The 26,100-nt window shown below is 70.7% G+C and carries 28 protein-coding genes and 1 tRNA gene; 9 read left to right on the top strand and 20 right to left on the bottom strand.

What is annotated here, in order from left to right:
• Nucleotides 1–16: 16 nt before the first annotated feature.
• From mutM to ACFC1W_RS15560, 6 genes are all read right to left on the bottom strand, one after another.
• Complete coding sequence (mutM, locus tag ACFC1W_RS15585; RefSeq protein ID WP_375994425.1) at nucleotides 17–940, bottom strand: bifunctional DNA-formamidopyrimidine glycosylase/DNA-(apurinic or apyrimidinic site) lyase; 924 nt, start codon at nucleotides 938–940, stop codon at nucleotides 17–19.
• On the bottom strand, nucleotides 933–1,634 hold the full coding sequence (gene rnc / locus ACFC1W_RS15580) for a ribonuclease III (RefSeq protein WP_375994423.1): 702 nt from the start codon (nucleotides 1,632–1,634) through the stop codon (nucleotides 933–935). Before rnc ends, mutM begins: the two co-directional genes overlap by 8 nt.
• Before the next feature lie 16 nt (nucleotides 1,635–1,650).
• Nucleotides 1,651–1,860: a 50S ribosomal protein L32 gene (gene rpmF / locus ACFC1W_RS15575; RefSeq protein WP_241110379.1), complete on the bottom strand. Its 210-nt coding sequence runs from the start codon at nucleotides 1,858–1,860 to the stop codon at nucleotides 1,651–1,653.
• Between the two features lie 2 nt (nucleotides 1,861–1,862).
• Nucleotides 1,863–2,417 (bottom strand): DUF177 domain-containing protein, encoded by a 555-nt coding sequence (locus ACFC1W_RS15570; protein WP_241110378.1) that lies wholly within the window; start codon nucleotides 2,415–2,417, stop codon nucleotides 1,863–1,865.
• Between the two features lie 73 nt (nucleotides 2,418–2,490).
• Nucleotides 2,491–2,988 (bottom strand): pantetheine-phosphate adenylyltransferase, encoded by a 498-nt coding sequence (gene coaD / locus ACFC1W_RS15565; protein ID WP_375994420.1) that lies wholly within the window; start codon nucleotides 2,986–2,988, stop codon nucleotides 2,491–2,493.
• 13 nt (nucleotides 2,989–3,001) lie between these two features.
• Nucleotides 3,002–5,161, bottom strand: a complete 2,160-nt coding sequence (locus tag ACFC1W_RS15560) for an ATP-dependent DNA helicase RecG (protein WP_375994417.1) — start codon at nucleotides 5,159–5,161, stop codon at nucleotides 3,002–3,004.
• A gap of 74 nt (nucleotides 5,162–5,235) precedes the next feature.
• Here ACFC1W_RS15560 and ACFC1W_RS15555 point away from each other — a divergent pair, with 74 nt between their 5' ends.
• Together ACFC1W_RS15555 and rsmD are read left to right on the top strand one after the other, a co-directional pair.
• Complete coding sequence (locus ACFC1W_RS15555) at nucleotides 5,236–5,817, top strand: 1-acyl-sn-glycerol-3-phosphate acyltransferase (protein ID WP_375994415.1); 582 nt, start codon at nucleotides 5,236–5,238, stop codon at nucleotides 5,815–5,817.
• A 22-nt stretch (nucleotides 5,818–5,839) separates the two neighbouring features.
• Nucleotides 5,840–6,418: a 16S rRNA (guanine(966)-N(2))-methyltransferase RsmD gene (rsmD, locus tag ACFC1W_RS15550; protein WP_375994412.1), complete on the top strand. Its 579-nt coding sequence runs from the start codon at nucleotides 5,840–5,842 to the stop codon at nucleotides 6,416–6,418.
• 1 nt (nucleotide 6,419) lies between these two features.
• Here rsmD and thiL read toward each other — a convergent pair whose 3' ends face one another.
• Nucleotides 6,420–7,409, bottom strand: a complete 990-nt coding sequence (gene thiL / locus ACFC1W_RS15545) for a thiamine-phosphate kinase (protein WP_375994409.1) — start codon at nucleotides 7,407–7,409, stop codon at nucleotides 6,420–6,422.
• A gap of 22 nt (nucleotides 7,410–7,431) precedes the next feature.
• Between thiL and ACFC1W_RS15540 the strand changes: the two genes are divergently transcribed.
• Nucleotides 7,432–7,911, top strand: coding sequence for a DUF3515 family protein (locus ACFC1W_RS15540; RefSeq protein ID WP_375994406.1), 480 nt, complete (start codon nucleotides 7,432–7,434; stop codon nucleotides 7,909–7,911).
• A 12-nt stretch (nucleotides 7,912–7,923) separates the two neighbouring features.
• Here the strand turns inward: ACFC1W_RS15540 and ACFC1W_RS15535 are convergent, their stop codons facing one another.
• The 7 genes from ACFC1W_RS15535 to ACFC1W_RS15505 form a co-directional block, all read right to left on the bottom strand.
• Nucleotides 7,924–9,015 carry a D-alanine--D-alanine ligase family protein gene (locus ACFC1W_RS15535; protein ID WP_375994403.1) on the bottom strand — a complete coding sequence of 364 codons (1,092 nt, stop codon included), beginning with the start codon at nucleotides 9,013–9,015 and terminating at the stop codon, nucleotides 7,924–7,926.
• On the bottom strand, nucleotides 8,915–10,051 hold the full coding sequence (locus ACFC1W_RS15530; protein WP_375994400.1) for an NAD(P)H-dependent glycerol-3-phosphate dehydrogenase: 1,137 nt from the start codon (nucleotides 10,049–10,051) through the stop codon (nucleotides 8,915–8,917). The genes ACFC1W_RS15535 and ACFC1W_RS15530 overlap by 101 nt, the downstream gene beginning before the upstream one ends.
• Nucleotides 10,041–10,787 carry a lysophospholipid acyltransferase family protein gene (locus tag ACFC1W_RS15525; RefSeq protein ID WP_375994578.1) on the bottom strand — a complete coding sequence of 249 codons (747 nt, stop codon included), beginning with the start codon at nucleotides 10,785–10,787 and terminating at the stop codon, nucleotides 10,041–10,043. Before ACFC1W_RS15525 ends, ACFC1W_RS15530 begins: the two co-directional genes overlap by 11 nt.
• Before the next feature lie 22 nt (nucleotides 10,788–10,809).
• Nucleotides 10,810–12,177, bottom strand: coding sequence for a UDP-N-acetylglucosamine 1-carboxyvinyltransferase (gene murA, locus ACFC1W_RS15520; RefSeq protein WP_375994397.1), 1,368 nt, complete (start codon nucleotides 12,175–12,177; stop codon nucleotides 10,810–10,812).
• A gap of 71 nt (nucleotides 12,178–12,248) precedes the next feature.
• A complete protein-coding gene (leuD, locus tag ACFC1W_RS15515) occupies nucleotides 12,249–12,845 on the bottom strand; it encodes a 3-isopropylmalate dehydratase small subunit (RefSeq protein ID WP_375994394.1) in 597 nt (198 codons plus the stop codon).
• Nucleotide 12,846: 1 nt separating this feature from the next.
• Nucleotides 12,847–14,337, bottom strand: a complete 1,491-nt coding sequence (leuC, locus tag ACFC1W_RS15510) for a 3-isopropylmalate dehydratase large subunit (RefSeq protein WP_375994392.1) — start codon at nucleotides 14,335–14,337, stop codon at nucleotides 12,847–12,849.
• 208 nt (nucleotides 14,338–14,545) lie between these two features.
• On the bottom strand, nucleotides 14,546–15,616 hold the full coding sequence (locus ACFC1W_RS15505) for a TerC family protein (protein WP_375994389.1): 1,071 nt from the start codon (nucleotides 15,614–15,616) through the stop codon (nucleotides 14,546–14,548).
• Nucleotides 15,617–15,902: 286 nt separating this feature from the next.
• Here ACFC1W_RS15505 and ACFC1W_RS15500 point away from each other — a divergent pair, with 286 nt between their 5' ends.
• From ACFC1W_RS15500 to ACFC1W_RS15485, 4 genes are read left to right on the top strand one after another with little or no spacing between them, the layout of a single operon-like run.
• Nucleotides 15,903–16,460, top strand: a complete 558-nt coding sequence (locus tag ACFC1W_RS15500) for an RNA polymerase sigma factor (protein ID WP_375994386.1) — start codon at nucleotides 15,903–15,905, stop codon at nucleotides 16,458–16,460.
• A complete protein-coding gene (locus ACFC1W_RS15495; protein WP_375994384.1) occupies nucleotides 16,457–17,614 on the top strand; it encodes a DUF4349 domain-containing protein in 1,158 nt (385 codons plus the stop codon). Before ACFC1W_RS15500 ends, ACFC1W_RS15495 begins: the two co-directional genes overlap by 4 nt.
• Nucleotides 17,615–17,642: 28 nt before the next feature.
• Complete coding sequence (locus ACFC1W_RS15490) at nucleotides 17,643–18,485, top strand: endonuclease/exonuclease/phosphatase family protein (protein WP_375994381.1); 843 nt, start codon at nucleotides 17,643–17,645, stop codon at nucleotides 18,483–18,485.
• Nucleotides 18,482–19,078 (top strand): hypothetical protein, encoded by a 597-nt coding sequence (locus ACFC1W_RS15485; RefSeq protein WP_375994378.1) that lies wholly within the window; start codon nucleotides 18,482–18,484, stop codon nucleotides 19,076–19,078. The genes ACFC1W_RS15490 and ACFC1W_RS15485 overlap by 4 nt, the downstream gene beginning before the upstream one ends.
• Nucleotides 19,079–19,121: 43 nt before the next feature.
• Here the strand turns inward: ACFC1W_RS15485 and ACFC1W_RS15480 are convergent.
• A tRNA-Glu gene (locus ACFC1W_RS15480) sits at nucleotides 19,122–19,197 on the bottom strand.
• 141 nt (nucleotides 19,198–19,338) lie between these two features.
• On the opposite strand from ACFC1W_RS15480, the gene ACFC1W_RS15475 reads away from it, so the two are divergent.
• Nucleotides 19,339–19,977 (top strand): MBL fold metallo-hydrolase, encoded by a 639-nt coding sequence (locus tag ACFC1W_RS15475; protein ID WP_375994375.1) that lies wholly within the window; start codon nucleotides 19,339–19,341, stop codon nucleotides 19,975–19,977.
• Between the two features lie 96 nt (nucleotides 19,978–20,073).
• Here the strand turns inward: ACFC1W_RS15475 and ACFC1W_RS15470 are convergent, their stop codons facing one another.
• Genes ACFC1W_RS15470 through ACFC1W_RS15455 form a run of 4 tightly spaced genes read right to left on the bottom strand, consistent with a single transcriptional unit; the run spans nucleotide 20,074 to nucleotide 24,206 of the window.
• Nucleotides 20,074–20,343: an HPr family phosphocarrier protein gene (locus ACFC1W_RS15470; protein ID WP_191766768.1), complete on the bottom strand. Its 270-nt coding sequence runs from the start codon at nucleotides 20,341–20,343 to the stop codon at nucleotides 20,074–20,076.
• A gap of 35 nt (nucleotides 20,344–20,378) precedes the next feature.
• Complete coding sequence (locus ACFC1W_RS15465; protein ID WP_375994371.1) at nucleotides 20,379–22,445, bottom strand: fructose-specific PTS transporter subunit EIIC; 2,067 nt, start codon at nucleotides 22,443–22,445, stop codon at nucleotides 20,379–20,381.
• Nucleotides 22,446–22,476: 31 nt separating this feature from the next.
• The gene (pfkB, locus tag ACFC1W_RS15460) at nucleotides 22,477–23,430 is read right to left on the bottom strand and encodes a 1-phosphofructokinase (RefSeq protein ID WP_375994368.1); all 954 of its coding nucleotides are present in this window, start codon (nucleotides 23,428–23,430) and stop codon (nucleotides 22,477–22,479) included.
• Nucleotides 23,427–24,206: a DeoR/GlpR family DNA-binding transcription regulator gene (locus tag ACFC1W_RS15455; protein ID WP_375994365.1), complete on the bottom strand. Its 780-nt coding sequence runs from the start codon at nucleotides 24,204–24,206 to the stop codon at nucleotides 23,427–23,429. Before ACFC1W_RS15455 ends, pfkB begins: the two co-directional genes overlap by 4 nt.
• 84 nt (nucleotides 24,207–24,290) lie before the next feature.
• Here ACFC1W_RS15455 and ACFC1W_RS15450 point away from each other — a divergent pair, with 84 nt between their 5' ends.
• On the top strand, nucleotides 24,291–25,211 hold the full coding sequence (locus ACFC1W_RS15450) for a phosphotransferase (protein WP_375994362.1): 921 nt from the start codon (nucleotides 24,291–24,293) through the stop codon (nucleotides 25,209–25,211).
• On the opposite strand, the gene ACFC1W_RS15445 is transcribed toward ACFC1W_RS15450, so the two are convergent.
• Nucleotides 25,151–25,996 (bottom strand): hypothetical protein, encoded by an 846-nt coding sequence (locus ACFC1W_RS15445; protein ID WP_375994359.1) that lies wholly within the window; start codon nucleotides 25,994–25,996, stop codon nucleotides 25,151–25,153. The two genes, ACFC1W_RS15450 and ACFC1W_RS15445, sit on opposite strands and share 61 nt — an antisense overlap.
• Nucleotides 25,997–26,100 lie beyond the last annotated feature (104 nt).

The following is a 26,100-nucleotide window of genomic DNA, read 5'->3' as shown; positions in this document are numbered from 1 at the left end:
GCGGTGCGTCGCGTCCTCACCGGCCCGTGGGCCTCGGCACCCGCTGACAATGCGGGCAGAAGTGGCTGGATCGGTTCGTGAAGGACACGCGCACGATCGGGCGACCGCAGCGTGGGCAGGGCTCCCCCGTGCGGCCGTACGCGTTGAGCGAGTGGGCGAAATAGCCGGCCTGACCGTTCACGTTGACGTACTGCGCATCGAAGCTCGTGCCGCCCTCGGCCAGCGCCTTGTCGAGCACGTGGCGCACTTCGCCGAGAAGACGGTTGACGGCCCGCGTGGCGAGGTCGGCCGCACGTGTCTCGGGATGGATGCGGGCCGCCCACAGCGACTCGTCGGCGTAGATGTTGCCGACGCCGCTGATGACCGTCTGGTCGAGCAGCACACGCTTGATCGCGGAGTCCTTCCGCATGAGGGCGCGGCGGAACGCGGCATCCGCGAACGCCGGATCGAGCGGATCGCGCGCGATGTGCGCGACTTGACGAGGGACGGATGCCTCGGCCGCACCGAGCCCGCCGGGAGCCCCGTCCGGCGTCGCGATGAGCTCGTCGATCGCGAGCGACCCGAATGTGCGCTGGTCGGCGAACACGACGGAGACCTCGCCGTGCGTCGGGTGCTCGAGATCGATGCGCACGCGCTCATGGCGCTCCGGCGCGGCGCCCGGCGCTCGTAGCAGCAGCTGACCGCTCATGCCGAGGTGGCCGACGACCGCCTCGAGCGGTGCTCGTCCGCCGTCGTCCTCGAGCGGGAGCCACAGGAACTTGCCGCGTCGGGCGGCGGCGCGGATGGTGCGCCCGGTGAGCGCGGTCTCGAACTCGGCTCCGGTGCCGGCGTGGCGCGTCAGCGCGCGATCGTCGAGCACCGTGACACCCCGCACGACCGCGCCGGTCACCGCGGGTGCGAGGCCGGCGCGGACGACTTCGACCTCGGGGAGCTCAGGCACGCCCGCTGAGATCCTGCCAGGCGCGCAGCGCCGCGGCCATCTCGGCCTGCTTCTTGCTCGTCCCGGCGCCCTGCGCAGTGACGTCACCGACCACCACGGTGGCTGTGAACTGGCGGTCGTGGTCGGGGCCGGTCGACGAGACGGAATAGGCCGGAGGCTGGATGCCGGCGTGTGCGGCCAGCTCCTGCAGGCTCGTCTTCGGGTCCATCGCGGCGCCGTAGCGCTCGGGGTCGGCCAGGAGCGGTTCGACGAGACGAAGCACCAATCCGGTCGCGGCGTCGGGGCCGGCCGACAGATACGCCGCGCCGATGATCGCCTCCGTGGTGTCGGCGAGGATCGAGTCCTTGTCGCGACCGCCGGTCAAGTCTTCACCGCGGCCGAGCTTGAGGTGCGCGCCGAGGCCGATGCCGCGCGCGATCTCGGCGAGGGCCACGGTCGAGACGACGCTCGCCCGCCGCTTCGCGAGGGCGCCCTCTTCGAGCTCGGGATGCCCGGTGAAGAGGCGCACCGTGACGGCCTGCCCGAGCACGGAGTCGCCGAGGAACTCGAGGCGCTCGTTGTGCGGGACCTGCCCGTTCTCGTAGGCCCAGGACCGGTGCGTCAGGGCAAGCGACAGAAGCTCGGGGTCGATGTCGACCCCGAGCTTCTGCGTGAGCTCGGTGAGCGCGGCGCGCTCATCCATGACGTCGGTCATGTCGCCAGGGCGGCGATCAGACGTCGGCGACCTTGCGGCCCTTGTACTCGAGGAACAGCTCGGTGCCCTGCGAGTCGGTGACGACCTTCGCCTGGTGAGGACGGCTGTAGACCTTCTTGCCGTTCTCGACGGTGGTGGTCAGCGTGATGGGCGCCGCCTTCCACTGGGCGCGACGCGAGCGCGTGTTCGAGCGGGAGACCTTCCGCTTCGGGGGGTTACCTGCCATGGCTAGCTCTCTTCTGTGTTCTCGACGCGGAGGCGCGGTGCTTCTTCGTCGTGGTCTGTGGTGTAGTCCTTGAGCGCGGCCCAACGCGGATCGAGGGACTCGCCCTGCTCTGGGCCGGTGCTGCCGGTCAGTCGCTCACCCGTGGCCGGATCGAGGCCGGGGCAATCCGGCTGACACACCGGCTGAAACGGAAGCGACAGGACAATCGCATCCCTGACCAGAGTTTCAAGATCCACGTGGTCGTCTTGAACCTCGAAGTCAGTTGCTTCCTCACCAGGATACGCGAAAAGCTCCTGAAACTCGACTTGGAGCGGCTCGGTGATGTCGGTGAGGCATCGTCCGCAGACGCCCGAGTACTCCGTCGCTGCGCTTCCCGAGACCAGGATGCCCTCGTGGACGGACTCGAGCCGGACGTCGAGGTCGAGCGGCACGCCGGCGTCGACCGACACCAGTCCCTCGCCCCATTTCTCCGGCGCGGGGGCCTCGAAGTCGAACTCCCGCATCTCGCCGGGACGGCGGACGATGTCTCTCACGCGGATCACGAACGGACCCGTCACATGCTGTCTGGCCACGATGAACCATCGTAGCGTCGCGGTCCTGTGCGAAGGCCGCGTGCACCCGTCGGGCGGGTCAGAGGTCGCGGGAGCCGGTGTCGAGGAAGCGCGCGACCGCCGGCGGCACGAACGGCGACACATCGCCGCCCAGCGAAGCCACCTGGCGCACGAGCGAGCTGGACACGAGTGCGTGCGCGGGATCGGGCAGCAGGAAGACGGTCTCGACGTGCGCGAGGTGCCGGTTGACGATCGCCATCGGCGTCTCGTACGCGACATCGACCTGCGAGCGGATGCCCTTCACGAGCACTCCGGCATCGACGTCCGTGGCATAGTCCACGAGCAAGCCCATGCTCCACGATGCGACGACGACATCGCCGTCGATATCGCTCTCGGCGATGGACTGCTCGAGCAGAGTCAGGCGCTGAGCGATGGGCAGCATCGCCTCCTTGCCCGGGTTGTGCACGACGAGCACGTGGAGCTGGTCGTAGAGCGAGGCTGCGCGTCGGATCACGTCGAGGTGACCGAGGGTCGGCGGATCGAAGGATCCGGGGACGACGGCGATCCGGCTGTTCATTCGGCCAGCCTATTCAATTCTTCGCGAGGGCCGCGCGCTCCTCCATGCCGACGCGGCGCTCGAGCGCAGCGGCGAGACCGGGGTGACGGCTGAGCGCGGGGTCGTCGGCCAGCACCGCCTCGGCGGCGATCCGCGCCTCGGCGATGATGTCGGCGTCCTTCACCACGCGCAGCAGCCGCAGTGACGAGCGCGCACCGGACTGCGCGTCACCGAGCACATCGCCCTCGCCGCGCAGTTCCAGGTCGACCTCGGCGAGCTCGAACCCGTCGAGGGTCGCGGCGACGGCGTCCACTCGCTCCCGCGCTGGAGAACCGGCTCCCGCCTCGGTCACGAGCAGGCACAGACCCGGCACTCCGCCTCGTCCGACGCGGCCGCGCAACTGGTGCAGCTGCGACACGCCGAAGCGGTCGGCTTCGAGGATGGCCATCGTGGACGCGTTCGGCACGTCGACGCCGACCTCGACCACGGTCGTCGCGACCAGCACGTCGACCTCACCGCGGGCGAACGCCTGCATCACCGCGTCCTTCTCATCGGACGGCATCTTGCCGTGCAGCATCTCGACCCGGATGGCCGAGAACGCGGGATGCCTCGACAGCAGGTCGGCGACCTGCACGACGCCCCAGCGGGTGCGGGGGGCGCCGGCGTCGTCGGGTACCGGCTCGTCGGCGGTGTCGTCCTTGGTGAGCTTCTCGGCGTCGATCGCGGGGCACACGACGAACGCCTGCCGGCCCTGCGCGACTTCCTCGGCGATGCGGTCCCACACGCGCCCGAACCAGGCCGGCTTCTCGGCGAGCGGCGCGACGAACGTCTGGATGCCCGCACGCCCGGCCGGCATCGTGCGGATCGTCGACACGTCGAGGTCACCGAACACCGTCATCGCGACGGTGCGCGGGATCGGGGTCGCGGTGAGCACGAGCGCGTGCGGAGACGAGCCCTTCGCGCGCAGGGACTCGCGCTGCTCCACCCCGAAGCGGTGCTGCTCGTCGACGACGACGAGGCCGAGGTCGGCGAACGTGGTGCTCTCGCTCAGCAGCGCGTGGGTGCCGACGACGATGCGCGCCTGGCCCGACGCGACCCGCAGCGCCGCCTTGCGTCGCTCGGCCGCGGGCATCTGCCCGGTCAGGAGCGTCGGCATGAGCTCCGGAGCGAGCTGCGGACCGAGCATCCGCGCGATCGAGCGCAGATGCTGCGCTGCGAGCACCTCGGTGGGGGCGATGAGTGCCGACTGACCGCCGCTCTGCGCGACCTGCAGCATCGCGCGCAGCGCGACGAGCGTCTTGCCCGAGCCCACCTCACCCTGCACCAGCCGGTTCATCGGCCAGTCGCCCTGGAGGTCGCGCTCGATCTGCTCGCCCACGCTGACCTGGTCGGGGGTGCGCGGGAACGGCAGCGCCTCATCGAAGCGCTCCTGCAGGGCGCCGGGTGCGCGGCGCGTGGCCGACAGCGCGCGGACGAACGCCCGCTGCTGCAGCAGCGCCGCCTGCAGCACGAACGCCTCGTGCATCCGCAGCGTGCTGCGCGCGCGCTCGATCTGGTCCTCGAAATCGGGACGGTGGATGCGCTCGATCGCCTCACGCGCCTCCAGCAGACCGTGCCGCACCCGCAGCTCGTCGGGAAGCGGATCGGGTACGGGACCCAGGCCGTCGAGCACGAGCTCGATGATCTTCGTCAGCTGCCAACTGGCGATCGTGCTGGTCGCGGGATAGATCGGGATCGGGAGGTTGGCGTTGGCCGCGGCCGTGAGGCGCGCGGTCGCCTCGTCGTCGAACAGCTCGTAGTCGGGATGCGCCAGCTGCTGCGTGCCGCGGTACTCCCCCACCTTGCCCGCGAAGATGCCGCGCCGCCCCGGCTGCAGCTCTTTCAGGCGCCACGACTGGTTGAAGAAGGTCAGCGCCAGATCGCCGTGGCCGTCGCTGATCGTCACCTCGAGGATCGAGCCCTTGCGATTCTGCATGCGGCGCTCGTTCGCGCGTCGCACCTCGGCCACGATCGTGACGGGCTCGCCGACGGGCAGCGACGAGATGGGAGTCAGCTCGCCGCGCTTGGCGTAGCGGCGAGGGTAGTGCGCCAGCAGGTCGCCGACGGTGCGCATGCCGAACGCGCGCTCCAGCGCCGACGCGGTCTTGCCCCCGACGGCGCCGTCGAGACGGGACTCGAGGGAGAACGACGGCATGCGTCGAGTCTAGATTCGACCGGCGACCCCGCCGAGTTCGGCGTCAGCCCAGGCAGTCGGCTTACGGTGGCGGGATGCTCCGACTCATCTCCCGCGTGTACTGGGCCTGCAGCCGCTGGACCCTGTCCACTGAGCCGGCCCCCACCCGGCCGACCGTCCTCCTCGGGGTGCCGCACACCTCGAACTGGGACTTCGTCCTGATGCTCGGAATCGCGTGGCGCCTGGGCATGCACGTGCGCTGGCTCGGCAAGTCCAGCCTCTTCCACGGCTGGCGCGGACCCGTCATGCGCAAGCTGGGCGGCATCCCGGTCGACCGCTCCGACCCGTCGCGCGTCGTCGGCGACGTCGTCGCGCGCATTCGCAGCGGCGAGACGTTCGGGCTCGTCGTCACCCCCGAAGGCACGCGCGGCACGGGCGACTACTGGAAGTCGGGCTTCTACCGCATCGCACGCGACGCGGGCCTGCCGGTCACGCTCGGCTACGTCGACCGCACGACGATGACGACGGGCCTCGGACCGACGATCGAGCTGACCGGCGAGGTCCGTGCCGACATGGACGTCATCCGCGCGTTCTACGCCGACAAGTCGGGACTCCGGCCGGAACTGCGCACCGAGCCTCGCCTGCGCGAGGAGGACTCGCCGTCCGCGGCGGCCTGACCGGCGCGGCTATCGTGGGCGTGTGACGCGCATCATCGCCGGACGGGCCGGATCCCTCACGCTCGAGGTCCCCGACGCCGGCACCCGGCCGACGAGCGACCGCGTGCGCGAGTCCCTCTTCGGTGCGCTGGAGTCCGCCGACGCCCTGCGCGGCGCAGCGGTGCTCGACCTCTATGCCGGGTCGGGCGCACTCGCGCTCGAGGCGATCAGCCGCGGCGCGGCGCGCGCCGACCTGGTCGAGAAGGCACCGCGAGCGGCCGGAGTGATCCAGCGCAACATCGCGCGCGTGGCGAAGGCGCTCGGATCCCGCGACGCCCCGATGGCCGTGCACCGCACGTCCGTCCTCGCCTACCTGCAGACGGCGACCGGCCCGTTCGACCTCGTGTTCATCGACCCGCCTTACGATCTCGGCGAGCATGAGCTCACCCATGCGCTGGAGCTGCTCGCTCCCGCGCTCTCCACGCACGCGACCGTGGTCGTGGAGCGCGCGAAGCGCTCCCCGGAGCCGACCCTTCCGGCGGGACTCGTCGCGCATCGCATGAAGCGCTACGGCGACACCGCACTGTGGTGGTCGCGGCCGGCGGAGCCGGGCAGCGGCTGACTCACCCCCGGCCGGCGTCCCAGTCGCGGTAGGGATCCCAGCCGCTGCGGCCGTCGAACGGCCTCCCGTCGACGATCACCGGATCGGCGCCGCGAGCCCGGACCTCGCCGATCGCCCGGAAGCCGTCCGGCAGCGACGCGCCCGAGGGGAAGGTCGCGAGCAGTCCATGGTCCTCGCCGCCCGAGAGCGCGGAGGCGGCGTCGGCCCCGAGGGCGGCGGAGTCGAGAGAGACGGTGACTCCGGATGCCGCGGCCATCCGCGACGCGTCGAGGACGAGCCCGTCCGACACGTCCATCATCGCGGTCGCCCCGGCGTCCGCCGCCAGAGCGCCGAGCGCAACCGGAGGTGACGGTCGCAGCTGCACGGCGAGATCGGCCCGCTCGTCCGCCGACAGGATGCTCTCGTCGACGGGAACGGGCGTGCCCGCGGCATCCGTGAATCGATCGAACAGCACGCGCAGCCCGCGCTCGGCCTTCCCGAGCGTTCCGGCGACCGCGACGACGTCGCCCGGGCGCGCACCCGACCGGAGCACGGGCGTCCGCCCGTCGAGCGACCCGAGCGCGGTCACGGCAATCGTGAGCGTGTCCGACGCGGTGAGGTCGCCGCCTTCGACGGCGCATCCGGGCGCGAGCGCGTCGCACGCCGCGCGGAGGCCGTCGGCGAGCCCCTCGACGAAGGACAGCCGGGTATCGTCGGGCATCGCGAGGGCGACGAGCAGTGCGGTGGGTCGTGCCCCCATAGCGGCGATGTCTGCGAGGTTGACCGCCGCCGACTTCCAGCCGAGGTCGTACGCGCTCGACCACGCGAGACGGAAGTCGGGTCCGTGCACGAGCGTGTCGACGGTGGCGACCACGCGCGCGTCGGGGACTGCGAGGAGCGCGGCGTCATCGCCGGGGCCGACCAGCGCGCCCGATGCCGGGAGCCGTTCGAGGATGCCGCGGAGGACCGCGCCCTCGGTCAGGTCGCCGACGCGCGGATCGGAGGCAGTCATCCCTCCAAGGTAGCCTGGGAGGGTGACCCGAGTGCGCCGCCTTCTCGCCGCTGTGCCGGCCCTCGCCGTCGCCGCCACGCTCGCCGGATGCGCGAGCACGGTGTCGATGCAGCCCGCCGACGGATCGAACGACCCGGCGTGCGCCGACGTCTCGGTCGCCCTCCCCGGCACGCTCGACGGACAGGCTCGCAGGTGGACCGACGCGCAGGCTACCGCGGCCTGGGGAGACCCCGCCGCCGTCCTTTTCACCTGCGGTCTCGAGCCGCTGGGACCCACGACGCTGCCCTGCCAGACGGTGAACGGCGTCGACTGGGTCATCGACGAGACCGACGCACCGAAGTACCGCGTGACGTCGTACGGCCGTGTTCCGGCCGTCGAGGTCTACCTCGACAACGACGTCGTCGCCAGCGCCGAAGTGCTCGACGCGCTGTCGATCGTCGTGTCACGCCTCCCCGCGGACGGCTCGACGTGCGTCTCCCGCGGCGACACCGACGACGCGTAGCGCGGCGGAGGACTACGCCGCGCGCTCGAGTGCGGTGTCGATGAGCTCGGAGATCAGCTCCGGGTAGGTGACGCCCGAGGCGATCCAGCACTTCGGGAACATCGAGATCGGCGTGAAGCCGGGCATCGTGTTGAGCTCGTTGACGTACAGCCCGTCGGCGGTGAGGAAGAAGTCGACGCGGGCGAGCCCCTGGCCGCCCACGGCCTCGAACGCGCGCACGCCGAGCTCCTGGATCGCCGCGATCTCGTCGGCGGTCAGATCGGCCGGGCACACGACCTCTGCGCCGTCTCCGCCGAGGTACTTGCCCTCGAAGTCGTAGAACTCGCGGGTCGTCAGGACGATCTCACCGGGGAGGGATGCGCGCGCACGCGCACCGGCGCGACCTTCGAGGATCGCGACCTCGACCTCGCGGCCGACGATCGCCGTCTCGATGAGCACCTTGTCGTCCTCGGCGAACGCGAGCTCGAGCGCGGCCGCGAGCTCGGACGCGTCGTGCACCTTCGAGACGCCGACGCTCGACCCGGCGCGCGCAGGCTTGACGAACGTGGGCTCGCCGAGGGCTGCGGCATCCGCTCGCACCCTCCCGGGGTCGAGATCCCACTGGCGGCGCGTGACCGTGATCGACGGCGACACCGGCACACCGGCCGCAGCCAGGACGATCTTCATGAAGTGCTTGTCCATGCACAGCGCCGAGTCGAGCACGCCGCCTCCGGCATACGGGATGCCGAGCGTGTCGAAGAAGCCCTGCACGGTTCCGTCTTCGCCGTGGACGCCGTGGAGGATCGGCAGCACCGCATCCACCTCGCCCAGCTCGTCGATCGACCCGTCGCCGCGGCGCACCCGCAGCGTGCGATCGCCGCCGCCCTCGGGCCACAGCACGCGCGTGCCGTTGTCGACCACCTCGGGGAGGCGCTCGGCGTCCAGCGCGAACTTGCCGGGATCGTCGTCCTCGAGGACGAACACGCCGTCGCGGGTGATGCCGACCGGGATCACCCGGTAGCGATCACGATCGATCGCCCGCAGAACTCCGCCCGCCGTTGCGGAACTGATCGAGTGCTCGCTGGATCGACCGCCAAAGAGCACCGCCACCGCCGGCCTGTCCATTCTGAGTCCTCTCGCCCTTGGGGGTGTCGTCGTCCGTCGTGAGATGCGGCGCGATGTCGCGCGGGTTCATCGTGCCATCGAGGACCATCTTGACCTGCTCGACGATCGGCATGTCGACGCCGACCTCTCGTGCGAGCTGGAGGATGGGCGCCACGGAGGCGAGCCCCTCGGCCGTCTGGTTCATCTGCTTCACGACGTCGTCGAAGCGATAGCCCTGTCCGAGCAGGCGCCCGGCGGTGTTGTTGCGGCTGAGGGGCGACTGGCATGTCGCGATGAGGTCGCCGAGTCCGGCGAGACCCTGAAGCGTCTCGGGGTGCGCGCCGAAGGCCACCGCGAAGTCGGTCATCTCGACGAGGCCGCGCGTGATGATCGACGCCTTGGTGTTCTCGCCGTAGCCCACGCCGTCCACGATGCCGATCGCGACGGCGATGAGGTTCTTCAGCACACCGCCGAACTCGGTGCCGATCACGTCGGTGTTCACGAACGTGCGGAAGTAGCCGTTGCGGGCGCGGCGGGCGACCGCGTCGGCCGTCTCCTGGCTCGTCGACGAGATGACGGCGGCCGTCGGCTGCTCGCGTGCGATCTCCAGGGCGAGGTTCGGCCCGGACGCCACCGCGATGCGCGCGGGGTCGCAGTGCAGCTCCTGTTCGATGACCTGGCTCATGCGCAGCCCGGTGCGCCGCTCCACGCCCTTCATGAGCGAGACGATCGGCACTTCGGTGCGCGACACGAGGGGGCGCACCGCCTTGAGGTTCTGGCGCACCGCCTGGCTCGGGATCGAGAGGTACACCTGATCCGCGCCGTCCAGGGCCTCCGACAGATGGTGCGTCGCCGTCATGGTCCGCGGCAGATTGATACCCGGCAGGTACTCGCTGTTGCGCTTGGCTTCCTGGATCTCGCTGGCAAGCTCGGGGCGACGCGCCCACATCGTGACGTGGGCCCCTCCGTCGGCGAGGATCTTGCCGAACGTCGTACCCCAGCTCCCCGCTCCGATCACGGTGACGCGCGGGCGCGCAGCATCCTGTCTACGGCTCAAGGCGACCCGTCTCCTTCTGACCGTGATCTGCGGGGTTCCAGCGCTCCGCGGGGGCGGACTCGCCGCGCAGCTGCGCGAGGAGATCGGCGATGTCGGCCATCACCTTGTCGGTCGCGCCCGTGAGGTTCGCCGGGCCCTCGCCCTGATACGCGGTCAGGTCGACCGGGTCGCCGAAGAGCACCCGCACGCGCCGTCGGAGCGGCCACAGCTTCAGCTTGCCGTACCTCGGCATGACCTGCTGCACGCCCCAGTGCGCCATCGGGATCACCGGGATGTCGTCGGCCAGCGCCAGCCGCACAGCGCCCGTCTTCCCGCGCATCGGCCAGAGATCGGGCTCACGGGTCAGGGTGCCTTCGGGATACACGATCACGCCGCGCCCGAGACGGACGAGCGTCTCGGAGGTCTCGAGCGTCTGCCGAGCGGATGCCGCGGACGATGACCGGGCGACCGGGACCATGCCCGTCGCGCGGAGGACCGCGCCGAGCACGGGCACCCGGAAGAGGCTCTCCTTCGCCATGAAGCGCGGCGCGCGGCCTGCCTTCCAGACGGCCAGCGCCACGGCCAGCGGATCCGCTTCCGAATAGTGATTCGGCGCGAGCACGTACGCGCCCTCGCGAGGGAGCTTCTCAGCTCCCTGTATCTCGAGCTTGAACATCAGCGCGATGAGCGGAGCGGCGATCGCGGCGAGCGGCCAGAAGACGCTCGGACGGGTCTTCTCGCGGGATGCCGGCGGCATCGGTGACGAGGGCGACAAGGGACTATCCGATGACGTCGAAGTCGGCGCCGAGGGTTTCGAGCTTCGTCAGGAACTTCTCGTAACCCCGGCGGATGATCCCGACGTTGCGGACGACGGACTCGCCCTCGGCCGCGAGGGCGGCGATGACGTAGCTGTAGCCGCCGCGGAGGTCGGGCACGACGACGTCGGCGCCGTGCAGCGGGGTCGGTCCGCTGATCACGGCGGCCTGCTCCAGCTCGCGGCGCGGCACGCGGCGGTGGGGTGCGTCGATGCCGTGCGGGTGGACGACGATGTCGGCGCCCATCTGCACGAGGGCCTGCGTGAAGCCGAGCCGGTTCTCGTACACGGTCTCGTGGACCGTCGAGACGCCTTCCGCCTGCGTGAGGGCGACGATGAGCGGCTGCTGCCAGTCGGTCATGAATCCGGGGTGCACGTCGGTCTCGACGACCACGGGCTTGAGAGCCCCGCCACGACGGAACTGGATCCCGTCCTCGTGCACGTCGAACCAGCCGCCGGCCTTGCGGAACACGTTGAGGAAGGTCAGCATTTCCTGCTGCTTGGCGCCGCCGACGAAGATGTCGCCGTCGGTCGCGAGAGCCGCACACGCCCACGACGCCGCCTCGTTGCGATCGAAGATCGCCCGGTGGTCGTAGCCGCGCAGCTCGTCGACCCCCTCGATGAGGATCACGCGGTTGGGCTCGTACGAGATGATCGCGCCCATCTTCTGCAGGACCGCGATCAGGTCCATGATCTCGGGCTCGATGGCGGCGTTCCGCAGCTCGGTCGTGCCCTTGGCCTTCACCGCGGTGAGCAGGACCTGCTCGGTCGCACCGACGCTCGGGTACGGCAGCTCGATGTCCGCCCCGTGGAGGCCGTCCGGTGCCGTGATCCGGATGCCCTCGTAGCTCTTGTCGACGACCGCGCCGAACGCGCGGAGCGCGTCCATGTGGAAGTTGATCGGACGGTCGCCGATGCGGCAGCCGCCGAGGTCGGGGATGAGCGCCTCGCCCAGCAGGTGCAGGAGCGGGCCGCAGAACAGGATCGGGATGCGGGATGCCCCGGCGTGCGCGTCGATCGCCTCGAAGTGCGCCGACACGGCGCCGCTCGGGTCGAAGTGGAGGGTGCCCTCCTCCTCGCCGTCCCAGACATGGACGCCGTGGACCTCGAGCAGCGAGCGGACGACCTGGACGTCGCTGATGTCGGGGACGTCGCGCAGCACGCTGTTCGTGCCGCCCAGGAGCGCCGCCACCATCGCCTTGGTGACGAGGTTCTTCGCGCCCTTCACCTCGACGCGTCCGGTCAGCGGACGCCCACCGCGGATCGCAAGGACCTCACCGGCTGGTTCCTCGCCTGCGGGGGTGGTGGGCGTAACGCTGAGAGCGGACTTCATCCGGTGGACCTCACTTGTGTCTTGGAGGGGGCGGAGCGGACCACGCGCCCGGGTGGGGCGCGTGCCCTGGCTTACGGAACGGGGAGCGTCCGCGGCCGCCATGCCTCGCGGCGAGCCTCGAACTGCGCGATCTTGTCTTCGTTGCGCAGCGTGAGCCCGATGTCGTCGAGCCCTTCGAGAAGCCGCCACCTAGTGTAATCGTCGATGTCGAAAGCAATCTGGAGATCGCCGATCGACGCGCGACGGGCCTCGAGATCGACCGTCATCGAGATGCCGGGCCGGGCTTCGATGGCGTTCCAGACGCGCTCGAGGTCCGCCTCGTCGATGACGCCGGCGACGAGGCCCTGCTTTCCGGCGTTGCCGCGGAAGATGTCGGCGAACCGAGGACTCAGCACGACCCGGAATCCGTAGTCGCGCAGCGCCCACACGGCGTGCTCGCGGCTGGAGCCGGTGCCGAAGTCAGGTCCGGCGACGAGCACGCTCGCGCCGTCGTACGCGGGCTGGTTGAGCACGAACTCGGGGTCCTGGCGCCAACTGGCGAACAGGGCGTCCTCGAAGCCCGTCTTGGTGACGCGCTTGAGATAGACGGCGGGGATGATCTGGTCGGTGTCGACCGCTGATCGGCGCAGCGGAGCGGCGACACCGGTGTGCGTGGTGAACTTCTCCATGTCAGGCCTCCGCTCCTGCCGTCGCCGGCGATCCGACCGCGGGCTCGTCCGGAACCGGATCAAGGTCGCTCGGGCTCGACAGCGTGCCCCGTACCGCCGTGGCGGCGGCGACGAGCGGCGACACCAGGTGCGTGCGGCCGCCCTTGCCCTGACGCCCTTCGAAGTTGCGGTTGCTCGTCGAGGCGCACCGCTCGCCCGGCGCCAGCTGGTCGGGGTTCATGCCGAGGCACATCGAGCAGCCGGCGAAGCGCCACTCGGCGCCGAAGTCGGTGAACACCTTGTCGAGGCCCTCAGCCTCGGCCTCGAGCCGCACGCGGGCCGAACCCGGAACCACCATCACCCGCACGCCCTCGGCCTTGGTGCGGCCGCGGACCACGGAGGCGAACGCGCGGAGGTCTTCGATGCGGCTGTTGGTGCACGACCCCATGAAGACGGCGTCGACGGCGACGTCCTTCATCGGTGTGCCCGGCGCGAGGTCCATGTACTCCAGTGCCCGTTCGGCGGCGGCGCGCTCGTTCGAATCGGCGATGTCAGACGGTGACGGCACAGCCCCGGAGAGCGAGACGCCCTGCCCCGGGTTGGTTCCCCAGGTGACGAACGGCTCGAGCTCGGTCGCGTCCAGGTAGACCTCGGCGTCGTAGACGGCGCCCTCGTCGCTGGGCAGAGTGCGCCAGTACGCGACGGCGTCTTCCCAGTCCTCGCCCTGCGGGGCGTGGGGGCGCCCCTTGACGTATTCGAAGGTGATCTCGTCGGGTGCGATCATGCCCGCGCGCGCGCCGGCCTCGATCGACATGTTGCACATCGTCATGCGCCCCTCCATCGAGAGTGAGCGGACCGCGCTGCCGCGGAACTCGAGCACGTAGCCCTGACCGCCGTTCGCGCCGATCTCGGCGATGATCGCCAGGATGATGTCCTTCGCGGTGACGCCCGGCTTCAGCTCGCCCTCGACGGTGATCGCCATCGTCTTGAAGGGCTTCAGCGGCAGTGTCTGGGTCGCCATGACGTGCTCGACCTCGCTGGTGCCGATGCCGAAGGCCATGGCCCCGAAGGCGCCGTGCGTGCTGGTGTGGCTGTCGCCGCACACGACCGTGATGCCGGGCATCGTCAGGCCGAGCTGAGGCCCGACGACGTGGACGATGCCCTGCTCCTTGTCGCCGAGGGAGTGCAGCCGCACGCCGAATTCCTCGGCGTTGCGGCGCAGCGTCTCGATCTGCGTGCGGCTGGTCAGGTCGGCGATCGGCTTGTCGATGTCGAGCGTCGGCGTGTTGTGGTCCTCGGTCGCGATCGTCAGGTCGAGACGGCGCACCGGCCGGCCCTCGGCGCGAAGGCCGTCGAACGCCTGCGGGCTGGTGACCTCGTGAACGAGGTGCAGGTCGATGTAGATGAGGTCGGGCTGTCCGTCCTCGCCCTTGACGACCAGGTGGTCGTCCCAGACCTTCTCGGCCAGGGTGCGAGGGCGATCGGGAATGCCGGATGCATCGGAAATGGTCATGCTCTGTTCTCCTCGGAAGGGACTGCGTCCGCTAAGGGGGCCCGCGGCGAACTCCGCGACGAGGGAGGCCTAGAACGAGGACTCGTCGCGGCCGCTAAGGAGAAGGCGAGCGATCCGCACGGGGCCCAGGCTACCACTCGCCCGGGCGCCGGCGCGCCGCGCTCGACGTCGTGTGACGCGAGCGCGGCGCGCGGGGACGGAGCTCGCGTCAGTGCCGATCGGTGTGCGGCTGCTCGACGGAGGGCGGAGTGCCCTTCTCCCCTGCGACGGCGGCGGCCGCAGCATCCGGAGTCGCTGCCTTCTTCTCGCGCGACGACGCGACGAGGCTCGCGATCGTCGCCACGGCCATCGCCACGACGATGACGCCGAGCGACATCCAGGTCGAGATCTCGGGCGCCCACTCGATGTGCTCGCCGTTGTTGATGAAGGGCAGCTCGTTGACATGCATCGCGTGGAACACGAGCTTCACCCCGATGAACGCGAGGATGAAGGCGATGCCGTAGTGGAGGTAGCGCAGGCGATCGAGCAGATCGCCCAGCAGGAAGTAGAGCTGCCGCAGGCCCATCAGGGCGAAGATGTTCGCGGTGAAGACGATGAAGGCGCTCTGGGTGATGCCGAAGATCGCGGGGATCGAGTCGATCGCGAACAGCAGGTCGGTGACGCCGATCGCCGCGAACACGATGATCATCGGAGTGAACATCTTCTTGCCGTCCACGACGGTGCGGATCTTCGGGCCGTCGTAGTGGTCGCTGATGTCGATCGCGCGCCGGAGCAGGCGCACGATGAAGTTCTCCTGCTTGACGTCGTCATCGTGGTCGCCGCCGGGGAACGCCTGGCGCCACGCCGTCCACACGAGGAACGCGCCGAAGAGGTAGAACACCCAGCTGAACTGCTCGATGATCGCGGCGCCGGCGAGGATGAACAGGCCGCGGAGCACGAGCGCGATGATGATGCCCACCATCAGCACCTCCTGCTGATAGCGGCGCGGCACGGCGAACTGGCTCATGATGAGCACGAAGACGAACAGGTTGTCGATCGACAGGCTGTACTCCGTTAGCCATCCGGCGACGAACTGCCCGGCGTACTCAGCGCCGGCGAACACCCACATCAGCCCGGCGAAGATCAGCGCCAGGGTCACGTAGAACACGACCCACAGCGTCGACTCGCGGGTCGAAGGGATGTGCGGCCGCTTGAGGATGAGCAGCAGGTCGGCGAGGAGGATCAGCGACAGGATCACGAGGGATCCGATTTCGAACCACAGCGGGAGTTCGAGGTCCATTGAGGCCTTTCGAGGGAGATACGGAGGGGTCGGCGGAAGGCCGAGAGTCTCTCCCCACGACATCGACGGCCGTGGCACGCGTCCGGGGCTGCATGATCGGAACCCGTGATGACGAACGCGCGCTGTCGGGATACTCCCTCTCGCCCGATCAGGATACAGGTTCGGGATGCCGCGCCGCCCGCGCGCGAGACGATCGGCCTCCCGCCGACACTGACACCGTGAGAGACAATGGTGCTCCGCGACGTCGCCTCCCCCGGCGGCGGCGCCGACGGGGCGAAGGATGGGAATGCCACAGGACACCGAGCGGGATGACGCTGCGCTCGTGGCGCAGGCGGCGGGAGGCAGCGAGCACGCCTTCCGCTCGCTCTACCGCGCCTACGTGCGACCCGTGTACTGGCTCGCCTACGGACTGCTGGGCAACGCGGCCGACGCCGAGGACGTCACCCAGGAGACGTTCCTCGTCGCGTGGCGCAAGCTGCCCGGCCTCGAACTGGCCGGCGAATCGCTCCTGCCGTGGCTGGCGACGGTGTGCCGCTTCCAGGCGGCCAACCGCATCCGCCGGCAGAAGCGGGATCGAGAGCACACGGCGGCTGCCGCGGACGAGACCCTTCCCGCGACGGTCGACGTCGAGGAGCAGGTGATCGGCGCGGACCTCGCCGATCGCATCCTGCAGGAGGTCGCCGGGCTCAGTCCCCTCGACCGCGACATCTTCCGCCTGTGCGCGGCTGAGGGGTACGCCTATCAGGCCGCCGCCGATCAACTCGGCGTCGCCCACGGGGTCGTGCGCAATCGTCTCTCCCGCATCCGGACGCGTCTCCGGACCGTTGTGAAGGAGAGCACATGAGCACCCAGCACCCCACGGGGGCGCCGGTGGCGCTTCCCGCACTGAGCGACGAGCGGATCGACGAGCTCGAAGACGCCCTGTTCGCCGACATCGCCCGCGCACGGTCGTCGACGCAGGCGCGCCGCGCCCGCCGCGGCCGGATCTGGCTGGCCGGAGGTGCCGCAGCCGCGATCGTGGCGGTCGCCGCGATCATCGCCCCGAATGTCGTCCCCCTCGTGGGGGGCGCGGGCGGCGGATCGGCCGATTACGCAGTCGCCCCCGACGCCCCCGTCCAGACCGACGGCGATGCGGGCGGCGCCAGCGAGGAGAGCGCCGCAGACGGCAGTGATCTCTCCAGCGAACCCGGCGCCGCGGTGATGGGCGACGACGCCACCGCCGACCGCGAGATCATCACGACCGCCTCCGCCACGGTCTCGGTCGACGACGTGACCGTCGCGGCGCGGGCCATCGGCAACGCCGCCGTCGCCCACGACGGCTACGTGGAGTCGATGAGCATCGGCACGAACGGCGTGTCGTACCCGGTGGACCCCGAGACCGGAATCGCGTACGACACGATGCCCTACCCGTACACCCCCGACGGCGCGTGGATCAGCATCCGCGTCCCGTCCGGTGAACTGCCCGCGGTCATCGAGGAGCTGTCCGACGTCGGCGAGGTGACGGCGTCGTCCATCAACCGGCAGGACGTCACCGAGCAGACCGTCGACCTGCGCGCGCGCATCGATGCGGCTCAGGCATCCGTCGACCGCCTCATCGACCTGATGGCCGAGGCGACGAACGTCGCCGACCTCATCGCCGCCGAGGCGGCGCTGTCCGAGCGGCAGGCGCTGCTGGAGTCGTACCAGCAGCAGCTCGAGATGCTCGAGGGCCAGGTCGCCATGTCGTCGCTCACCGTGACGCTCTCCCCTGTCGTCGAGCCGGTCGAGGCGGATCCTGCGGGCTTCGCCGACGGCCTGGTCGCCGGATGGAATGGCCTCGTCGCGACCCTCAACGGGATCGTGATCGCGCTCGGCTTCCTGATCCCGTGGCTCGCCGTCGTGGCGCTCGCCGGTCTGATCGTATGGGTGATCGTCCGAGCGGTGCGTGGCCGGCGGGCGAACGGGCGAGACCGCGGGCCCGTGTCAACCTCCTCGGAAGCCGCTCCGCCGTCGGACTAGCGTGGGTCCTCCCCGACGAGGAGACCACGTGAGCCGCTATGACCCCCTGATCGGGCCGGTGGACCCGCCCGGACTCCATGTGATGACGTTCAACGTGCGCCGCCGGATGGGTTCCGCCTCGTTCCCGCCGGCGGATCGGTGGAGCGCCCGGGCGTCGCGCGTGCGCACGCTCATGGGCACCGAGCGTCCGACGCTCGTCGGCCTGCAGGAGGCTCTCCCCGACCAGGCGTCGCTCGTGCGGGACGCGCTCGGTCGGGCGTTCCGGCTGGTCGGCCAGGGCCGCAGTGCCACCGGTCGCGGCGAAGGATGCCCGATCGTCTACGACGCCGAGCGTCTGGAGCTCGTGCGCTGGTCGCAGCAGGCGTTGTCCGATCGCCCCGACGTCGCCGGCTCGCGCACGTGGGGCAACCCGATCCCGCGGATCCTCGTCTCCGCCGTCTTCATGGATCGCTCGACGGCGCGCTCCTTCACGGCGCTCAATACGCACCTCGACCCGCTGTCACCCCGGTCGAGAGTGCGTTCAGCGGCCCGTATCCGCGACCGTGCCGCCGCCGCGGGGACGCCCGTGATCGTGACCGGTGATCTCAACAGCGGCGCCCTCTCTCCTCCCGTGCGGACGCTGACGGCGGACGGCGAGGCCCTCCGGGACGCCTGGGTCGCGGCATCCTCTCGTCTGACCCCGCAATGGGGGACGTACGCGCGATACCGTACGCCCAGGCTGAAGGGCGCCCGCATCGACTGGATCTTCGTGTCGCCCGGCGTGGCCGTCGACCGCAGCGCCATCAACGCGGGGCGGATCGACGGCGGCTGGCCATCGGACCACCTTCCCGTGCAGACGGTCGTGCGGATCACGGCAGAGGAGCGGGCATGAGGCGGGCGTTCCTGCGCCGGCCCCGCGGCTCCGCCGAGATCAGCGCCGACGCCGTGCGGATCCTCGCCGTGCTCAGTGTGCTCGCCGGCGCGGTCTGGTGGACGCCGACGGATGCCGGGATCCTGGCGTTCGCGCTGCCCGCCACGCTGCTCCCCCGATTCCTCGGCGTGCGACCGGCGTTCGACATCACCTACGGGGTCACGATCCTCGTCGCCGCCTGGAGCAACGTGCTCGGTCTCTACACATCGATCGCGTGGTGGGATCTCGCGGTGCACTTCCTCGCGACCGGCGTGGTGGCCGCGATGCTCTGCGTGCTGCTGAGCCGGTGGGGCGTCGTCCGGTGGCAGCCCGAGACCCGCTCGGCGCGACGTGTCCCGCTGCTCGTCGTGCCGGTGCTGGCGCTCGCGATCAGCGCGCTCTGGGAGATGGTCGAATGGTTCGGCCACGCCTTCATCAGCGACGACATCTTCGTCGCGTACGCCGACACGATCGGCGACATGGCGGTCGGCGGCCTCGGTGGTGTGGCCGCCGGGATCGTCATCGCCGCCGTGCCCGTGGGGGCGCGCGCGACGGTCTCGGCCGGCGACCGGTAGCAAAGCAGGAAGCCCGGTCCGATGGACCGGGCTTCCTGTGTGTTGGTGACCCCAGCGGGATTCGAACCCGCGTTACCGCCGTGAGAGGGCGGCGTACTAGGCCGCTATACGATGGGGCCGTTTTCGCAACCGTTCGATTATGCCATGGCGCTCATGCCCTCTCCAAATCCGCCGGATCGAGTGCGCTTGCGTGTATCGAAATCGAGGCGCGGACCGGCGCCGCGCTTGCTCGTGAGGGACCTGCGGAGTTGACTCGGAGCATGCGAGTGACCAAGTTCGAGCACGCCACCCTGACCCTCACCGAAGCCGGCCGGACCCTGGTGATCGACCCCGGATCGTTCACGACGCCGCTCACCGACCTCGAGGATCTCGTGGGGATCGTGCTCACCCACGAACACGTCGACCACTGGACCCCCGACCACCTCGACCGGCTGCTCAAGGCGTACCCGGGCACCCCGATCTACGGCCCCGAGGGCGTCGTCCAGGCTGCCGCGGGCTACGACGTCACCGCGGTCCACCCCGGCGACACCCTGGAACTCGGCCCCTTCCGCCTGGAGTTCTTCGGCGGCCGGCACGCGGTGATCCACGAGTCCATCCCGGTGATCGACAACGTGGGCGTGATGGTCAACGACGAGTTCTACTACCCGGGCGACTCCTATGCGGTCCCATCGGGCCGGGAGGTGCGCCTGCTGGCCGCCCCGCTCGGCGCCCCGTGGCTCAAGATCGGCGAGGCGATGGACTTCGTGCTGGCGGTTGCGCCGCGGCAGGCGTTCGGCACCCACGACATGACGCTCTCCGTGCTCGGCCGCGACATGCATCGCTCACGGCTGCGGTGGGCGGTCGAGCAGCACGGCGGAGAGTTCCTCCTCCTCGAGCCGGGCGACTCCACCGACCTGTAGGACGGTCACCGGACGCAGACGACGGATGCCGCGCGGCTTCACTTTCCGCGGCATCCGTCGTCTCGACCCGCTCGGGTCGCTCGGCGACCCGTTGCGCTACTCGGCGTCGAGGTCGGTCTCGAGCAGTTCGACCAGTTCGTCGAGAGCCTGCTCCGCTCCGTCCCCTTCGGCCTTGAGTGTCACGACGGTACCATGCGACGCGCCGAGCCCCATGAGGGAGAGGATGCTGCCCGCGTTGAGGTCGGGGCCGCCCTCCACCGCGATCGTCACGGGGACGCCCTTCTCCTGCACGGCCTGCACGAAGAGCTTCGCGGGGCGGGCGTGCAGTCCTGAGCTGCTCGCGATGGTGGCCTGACGTTCTGCCATTTCCTGTCTCCTTCGGTGGATGGTCGTTCGGTCGGTCACGCGGGGACGGCCTCGAATGGAGCCTCTGCCTGCTCGAGCTCCTTGCGGCCGACCCACTTCTTGAGGGCGATCACCACAAGCGCGGTCACGACCGTACCTGCCGCGATGGCGACCAGGAAGCCCCAGAACGGGCTGATCGCGAAGAACACGAACGCTCCGCCGTGCGGTGCCAGCGACTGGACGGCCAGGGCCATGCTGAGCCCGCCCGTCACCGCACCGCCGACGAGCGAGGCCGGAATGACGCGCAGCGGGTCGGCGGCCGCGAACGGGATGGCCCCCTCGCTGATGAAGGCGGCGCCGAGGAGCCAGGCGGCTTTGCCGTTCTCGCGCTCGACCGGCGGGAACAGGTCGCGTGCGAGCACCGTGGAGGCCAGCGCCATGGCGAGCGGCGGCACCATGCCGGCCGCCATGACCGCGGCCATGATCAGGTAGGGCGTGGGGTTCTCGGGCGAGCCTGCGGCGAGACCGGCGACGGCGAACGCGTAGGCCACCTTGTTGACGGGTCCACCGAGGTCGAAGCACATCATCAGTCCGAGGATCACGCCGACGACGACGATTCCCGCTGTTCCCGCGAGCTCGTTGAGCCAGACGGTCAGCCACTCCATGAGCGTCGCGATCGGCCGCCCGAGGAACAGCACCATCAATCCCGAGGCCACGATCGACGCCAGCAGGGGGATGATCGCGACGGGCATGAGACCACGCAGCCACCGGGGCACCCGCCACGTGCCGATCCACCAGGCCGTCACACCGGCGAGGAGTCCGCCGACGATGCCGCCGATGAAGCCGGCGTTCATGAGGACCGCTACGGCGCCCGCGACGAAGCCGGGCGCGATGCCCGGCCGGTCGGCGATCGCGAACGCGATGTATCCCGCGAGGGCCGAGACCAGGAAGCCCATCGATGCCGCGCCGATGGCGAAGGCCACGGAGCCCAGGTAGATGCCCAGTCCGCCTTCCGGCAGGTCCCACAGGGAATTCTCGACCACCACGGTGTTGGCGTTGCCCGGCGCGCTGTAGTCGCTGCCGAAGAACAGGAACCCGAGTGCGATGAGCAGGCCACCGCCGGCGACGAACGGGATCATGTAGCTGACACCCGTGAGGAGGATCCTCTGGATGCGCGCTCCCCATGACACCGAGTCCGCCGACGCGGTCGTGTTCGCCTCGCTCGCGGTGCCGGACACCCGCGTCGCGCCCGGGTCGTTCGCAGCGGCGACCGCCTCCGCGATCAACTCGCGCGGCTGCTCGATGCCGCGCTTCACGCCGGAGCGCACGACGGGCTTGCCCGCGAATCGCTGGAGCTCGCGCACGTCGACGTCGGTGGCGAAGATCACGGCGTCGGCGCCGTCGATCACCTCTCGGGGCAGCGCCTGATAGCCGCTGGAGCCCTGCGGCTCGACAGCGAGGTCGATGCCCGCCGCGCTTCCCGCCGCCGTCAGCGCATCTGCCGCCATGAAGGTGTGGGCGATGCCGGTCGCGCACGAGGTCACTGCGACGATGCGCGCGGGGCGCCCGTCGACGGTCAGGTCGTCGGGCGCGGCCGCAGCGGGTGCGACGACGGCCGGCGCAGCCGCAGGGGCCGCAGCCGCGGGTGGGGCGGGCGCAGGCGAGACATCTCCCTCTCCGATCGCGGCGCGCACGATGGCGACCACCTCGTCGTCGCTGGCGGCCGAGCGCAGACCGGCGGTGAAGTCCTCCTGCATGAGGCTGCGCGCGAGCTTCGACAGCACGGCGAGATGCGCCTCGGCCGCCCCTTCCGGCGCGGCGATCAGGAAGACGAGGTCGGCCGGGCCGTCGGGCGCGCCGAAGTCGACGCCCGGTGCGAGCCGCGCGAAGGCGAGCGACGGCTCTGTGACCGCCGCGCTCTTGGCGTGAGGGATCGCGATGCCGCCCGGCAGGCCGGTCTCATCCTTCTGCTCGCGCGCCCACGCATCGGCGAAGAGCGCCTCGGCGTCGGTGGCGCGACCCTGCGCGACGACACGGGCGGCGAGTGAGCGGATGACAGCTTCCTTGTCGGCGCCGAGGCCGACGTCGAGACTGACGAGGTCCGGAGTGATGGTGTCTGACACGGTGACCTCCAAAGGTCGGTGAGGACGGGATTCAGGCAGGCGAGAGGTGGGTGACGACCACGTCGCCGTCCGGCAGATCGGCAGGCGACGGGGCTTGGGTGCCGGGGAGGGAAGCGGCCGCCGCGCCGTAGCGCACGGCGTGACGCAGACGCTCCTCCGCCGGGGCGCCGAGCGAGTCCGCGAGGACGTAGCCGGCGAGCGAGCTGTCGCCGGCACCGACGGTGCTGGCCACGCGGATGGCGGGCGGAGCGGCCGACCACGCGCCCTCGGGCGTCACGAGCACGGCCCCTGCGGACCCCAGTGTGACGAGCGCGGCGGCGACGCGCGACGGGACGAGCGTGCGGGCGAGCTCGCCCGCGATGCTCGCGGGGTCGCCCGGGGGCAGGGCAGGCCGGCCGACGAGCTCGGCGAGCTCGTCGTCGTTGGGCTTGATGAGGTCGGGGCGCCCGCGCTCGACGACGGTCGCCAGCGCCGGCCCGGAGGTGTCGACCGCGATCTGCGGCGCGTTCGGGCCGTATGCTCGGCGCACCGCCGCGATGACGTCGACGTAGAAGTCGTCGCGGACTCCCGGCGGGAGCGAGCCGGCCAGCACGAGCCAGCGGGCGCCCTCCGAGGCCGTCACCACAGCCGCGACGACGGCCGCGGCATCCGCTTCGCTCAACGCGACTCCCGGGAGGTTGAGCTTCGTCGTCTCGCCGGAGGGGTCGGTGATGGTGACGTTCGCGCGAACGTGACCGTCGACCGCGACGGTGCGCGCGACGATCGATGACCGGCGCAGCACGGCGCCGAACGGGTCGTCCGCGGCGAGCGGCAGGACCGCGACCACGTCGACCCCGGCTGAGGAGACCGCCCGGGCGACGTTGATGCCCTTTCCGCCGGCATCCTCTCGAGCGGAGACCGCGCCCTGGACTCCCCCGGGGCGAAGGGGCTGGTCGAGCTCGATCGTGCGGTCGAGCGACGGGTTCACGGTGAGGGTGACGATCACGCGTGCCACACCTCCACGTCGGCGTCGGCGAGGGCGGCGGCCAGCTCGGCGTCGGGCTGGGCGTCGGTCACGAGGACGTCGATGTCGGACAGAGATGCGAAGCCGACGAGAAGCTCGGGCCCGAGCTTCTCGGCATCGGCGACCACGATCACACGACGAGCCGAGCGGACGATTGCCCGTTTGACCGCTGCTTCCTCGGGATCGGGTGTGCTGAGCCCGAAGCTCGCCGACACCCCGTTGACTCCGACGAAGGCGACGTCGGGACGCATGCCCTCGATCGCGCGGACGGTGTCGGCGCCGACGGCCGCGCCCGTCACACCGCGGACGCGCCCGCCCACGAGGGTCAGTCCCGCGCCGGGCGCCGCGCTCAGGATGTCGGCGAGGCTCAGGGCGTGGGTGACGACCTCGATCTGATCCGAGGAGAGGCGCGGCACGAGCTGGGACGCCACGGCCGCCGTGGTCGTTCCGGCATCGAAGTACACAGACCCGAGGAACCGCTCGCCCAGCACTGCGGCGGCCCGCCGGCCGATCGCGGCCTTCGCGACGCCGTGACGCTGCTGACGCTCTGAGAGGGGCGATTCGGCGGTGCTGCCGCGATCGCTGCTGACGGCGCCGCCGTGCACCCGGCGCAGTGCACCGGCCGCCTCGAGCTGGTCGAGGTCGCGGCGCACCGTCTCGGTCGTGACGTCGAACAGACCGGCCAGCTCGACGACGCTCACACGACCGTCGGTCTGCAGCAGTCGTTCGATCTGCTCCTGACGCTCCGTTGCGTACATCTGCGATCCTTCCTCGGAATTCCCACACATTACAACACATACCAACACAAAACAAGAGTCGAATCGTCCCGGTATCGTCGAACGGTGGCCCGTAAACCCCTCCCAGATGTGGTGATCGACGAGCCGCACGTGCGCCGTCTTCTGGTCGGGCAGGCACCGCCCGAGATGGCCGTGCTCCCCCTGCGTCGGGTCGCCAGCGGGTGGGACTGTGAGATCTGGCGCCTCGGCGACGAGCTCGCCGTGCGCCTCCCCCGCCGGGCCCTCGCCGCCCCACTCATCGTGCACGAGCAGCGCAGCCTCCCGCTCCTCGCGCCGGCCATCGAGGCGACCGGAGTGCGCGTGCCGACTCCCGTCGTGCTCGGCGTTCCCGGCGACGGGTTCCCGTGGTCATGGTCGGTCACGCCGTGGTTCGAGGGTGCACGCGGAATCGATGTGCCGCGCCGGGAGCGGACCGGGTGGGCCGCCCGGCTCGCCGGCGCCCTCGCCGCCCTGCATGTGGCCGCGCCGGCGGATCACCCGATCAACCCCGTGCGCGGCCGACCCCTCGCAACCCGTGCCGCCGCCTTCGAGGAGCGCGTGCACGGGCTCTCTGCGTCAGGACGGCTCGACGCCGCCGCAGCGTCAGCGCTCATGGACGTCTGGCTGCGGGGCGTCGCCGAGCGACCGTGGGATGCCCCAGCGGTCTGGGTGCACGGCGACCTCCACCCGGGCAACCTGGTGGCCGATGGCGCGCGTCTTGTGGCGATCATCGACTTCGGGGACGTGACCGCCGGCGATCCGGCCTATGATCTGGCGGTCGCCTGGCTCGCCTTCGACGCCGCCGGGAGATCCGCGTTCATCGAGGCGGCCGGCGACCGGTACGACCGCTCCACCTGGATCCGCGCGCACGCCTGGGCGGCGTCGATCGCCGTGGTGCTGCTCGCCCACAGCGACGACAACCCGGACTACGCGCGGCTGGGCGCCGACGCGGCCGACGAGATATCGACCGAGGCATCCCCCGCCTGAGGGCCTCCCGGCGCGCTCACCCAAACGTCCACGTGGCCGCTTCGTCCCACGAAACGGATCACCGTGCCGATCGGGAGTGGTTCGTCGAACTCGAGCGACATGCCGTCGTACACCGTGAAGTCGAGCACAGGATCGAGACCGCCGCCGCTGCAGGTGGCACTGAGGAACCCGCCGTCATGCGACAGCAGCACGCAGCGTGACTCGTCGACCGCACGGGCGGTCCACACCTGGATCACGTCGAACTGCTCGTGCGGCACGACGCTGCCGGGGTCGACACCCCAGTAGTTGAGGTTCTCGGTGAATCCCGCGCCCCGCTCGCCGCCGCCCGGCGCGACGTCCAGCGTCAGGTCCGGTGGCGGCTCGGAGTCGGTGGGCCACGTCAGGCCCGCGGCGAGCCCGACGGCGATCCCCGCAACGGCGGTCACCGCCCACAGCGGGACGCGCTGCCACCATCTCCGTGCGGTTGCCGGCGCCGCCGCCTCGGGCGTATCGGCTGCTCCCCCGTCGACAGCACCGGGATCCGATTCGAGGGCGACGGATGCCTGCGCCCCGCTGCTTTCGCCGGCGGCAGCGTCGTCGGGGTCCGAACCCCGCCGATGGCCCTCACGGAGGCGATCGGGGCGTGACGGCGGCTCGGACGCCGAGGGGCGGGCCAGCTCCTCGAGCTCGTGAAGCCGGCGCTGCGCGGCCGGGTCCGAGTCGATGTCGGCATTCGGGCCGTACGCGCGACGGCGCAGGTCGGCGAGCTCCCTCGATCGGGCCGCAGTCAGCGATGACGCGTCCATGGGGACATTATCCGCCTGGCCGCGGCTCGCGTCTGCCGTCCCCGAGCGACATTTCACCGGGTTGATCAGCAGGAGCTTCACGACGAGCGCGATCGGGTATCCCC

It is taken from the genome of Microbacterium sp. NPDC056003 (assembly GCF_042274785.1).
Taxonomy (GTDB): domain Bacteria; phylum Actinomycetota; class Actinomycetes; order Actinomycetales; family Microbacteriaceae; genus Microbacterium.
This window is presented reverse-complemented; position numbering and strand designations above follow the sequence as displayed.

Bases quoted from the DNA above. Each gene is read 5' to 3' on its own strand.
- ACFC1W_RS15505 (WP_375994389.1), bottom strand. From the start codon at position 15,616: ATGGACCTCGAACTCCCGCTGTGGTTCGAAATCGGATCCCTCGTGATC.
- ACFC1W_RS15470 (WP_191766768.1), bottom strand. From the start codon at position 20,343: ATGGCAGAACGTCAGGCCACCATCGCGAGCAGCTCAGGACTGCACGCC.
- thiL (WP_375994409.1), bottom strand. From the start codon at position 7,409: ATGACTGCCTCCGATCCGCGCGTCGGCGACCTGACCGAGGGCGCGGTC.
- ACFC1W_RS15445 (WP_375994359.1), bottom strand. From the start codon at position 25,996: ATGGACGCGTCATCGCTGACTGCGGCCCGATCGAGGGAGCTCGCCGAC.
- ACFC1W_RS15525 (WP_375994578.1), bottom strand. From the start codon at position 10,787: ATGCCGCCGGCATCCCGCGAGAAGACCCGTCCGAGCGTCTTCTGGCCG.
- ACFC1W_RS15560 (WP_375994417.1), bottom strand. From the start codon at position 5,161: ATGCCGTCGTTCTCCCTCGAGTCCCGTCTCGACGGCGCCGTCGGGGGC.
- coaD (WP_375994420.1), bottom strand. From the start codon at position 2,988: ATGAACAGCCGGATCGCCGTCGTCCCCGGATCCTTCGATCCGCCGACC.
- murA (WP_375994397.1), bottom strand. From the start codon at position 12,177: ATGAAGTCCGCTCTCAGCGTTACGCCCACCACCCCCGCAGGCGAGGAA.
- ACFC1W_RS15555 (WP_375994415.1), top strand. From the start codon at position 5,236: ATGCTCCGACTCATCTCCCGCGTGTACTGGGCCTGCAGCCGCTGGACC.
- ACFC1W_RS15535 (WP_375994403.1), bottom strand. From the start codon at position 9,015: ATGGACAGGCCGGCGGTGGCGGTGCTCTTTGGCGGTCGATCCAGCGAG.
- ACFC1W_RS15500 (WP_375994386.1), top strand. From the start codon at position 15,903: ATGCCACAGGACACCGAGCGGGATGACGCTGCGCTCGTGGCGCAGGCG.
- ACFC1W_RS15455 (WP_375994365.1), bottom strand. From the start codon at position 24,206: ATGTACGCAACGGAGCGTCAGGAGCAGATCGAACGACTGCTGCAGACC.
- rnc (WP_375994423.1), bottom strand. From the start codon at position 1,634: ATGACCGACGTCATGGATGAGCGCGCCGCGCTCACCGAGCTCACGCAG.
- ACFC1W_RS15475 (WP_375994375.1), top strand. From the start codon at position 19,339: ATGCGAGTGACCAAGTTCGAGCACGCCACCCTGACCCTCACCGAAGCC.
- rpmF (WP_241110379.1), bottom strand. From the start codon at position 1,860: ATGGCAGGTAACCCCCCGAAGCGGAAGGTCTCCCGCTCGAACACGCGC.
- leuC (WP_375994392.1), bottom strand. From the start codon at position 14,337: ATGACCATTTCCGATGCATCCGGCATTCCCGATCGCCCTCGCACCCTG.
- ACFC1W_RS15485 (WP_375994378.1), top strand. From the start codon at position 18,482: ATGAGGCGGGCGTTCCTGCGCCGGCCCCGCGGCTCCGCCGAGATCAGC.
- ACFC1W_RS15495 (WP_375994384.1), top strand. From the start codon at position 16,457: ATGAGCACCCAGCACCCCACGGGGGCGCCGGTGGCGCTTCCCGCACTG.
- leuD (WP_375994394.1), bottom strand. From the start codon at position 12,845: ATGGAGAAGTTCACCACGCACACCGGTGTCGCCGCTCCGCTGCGCCGA.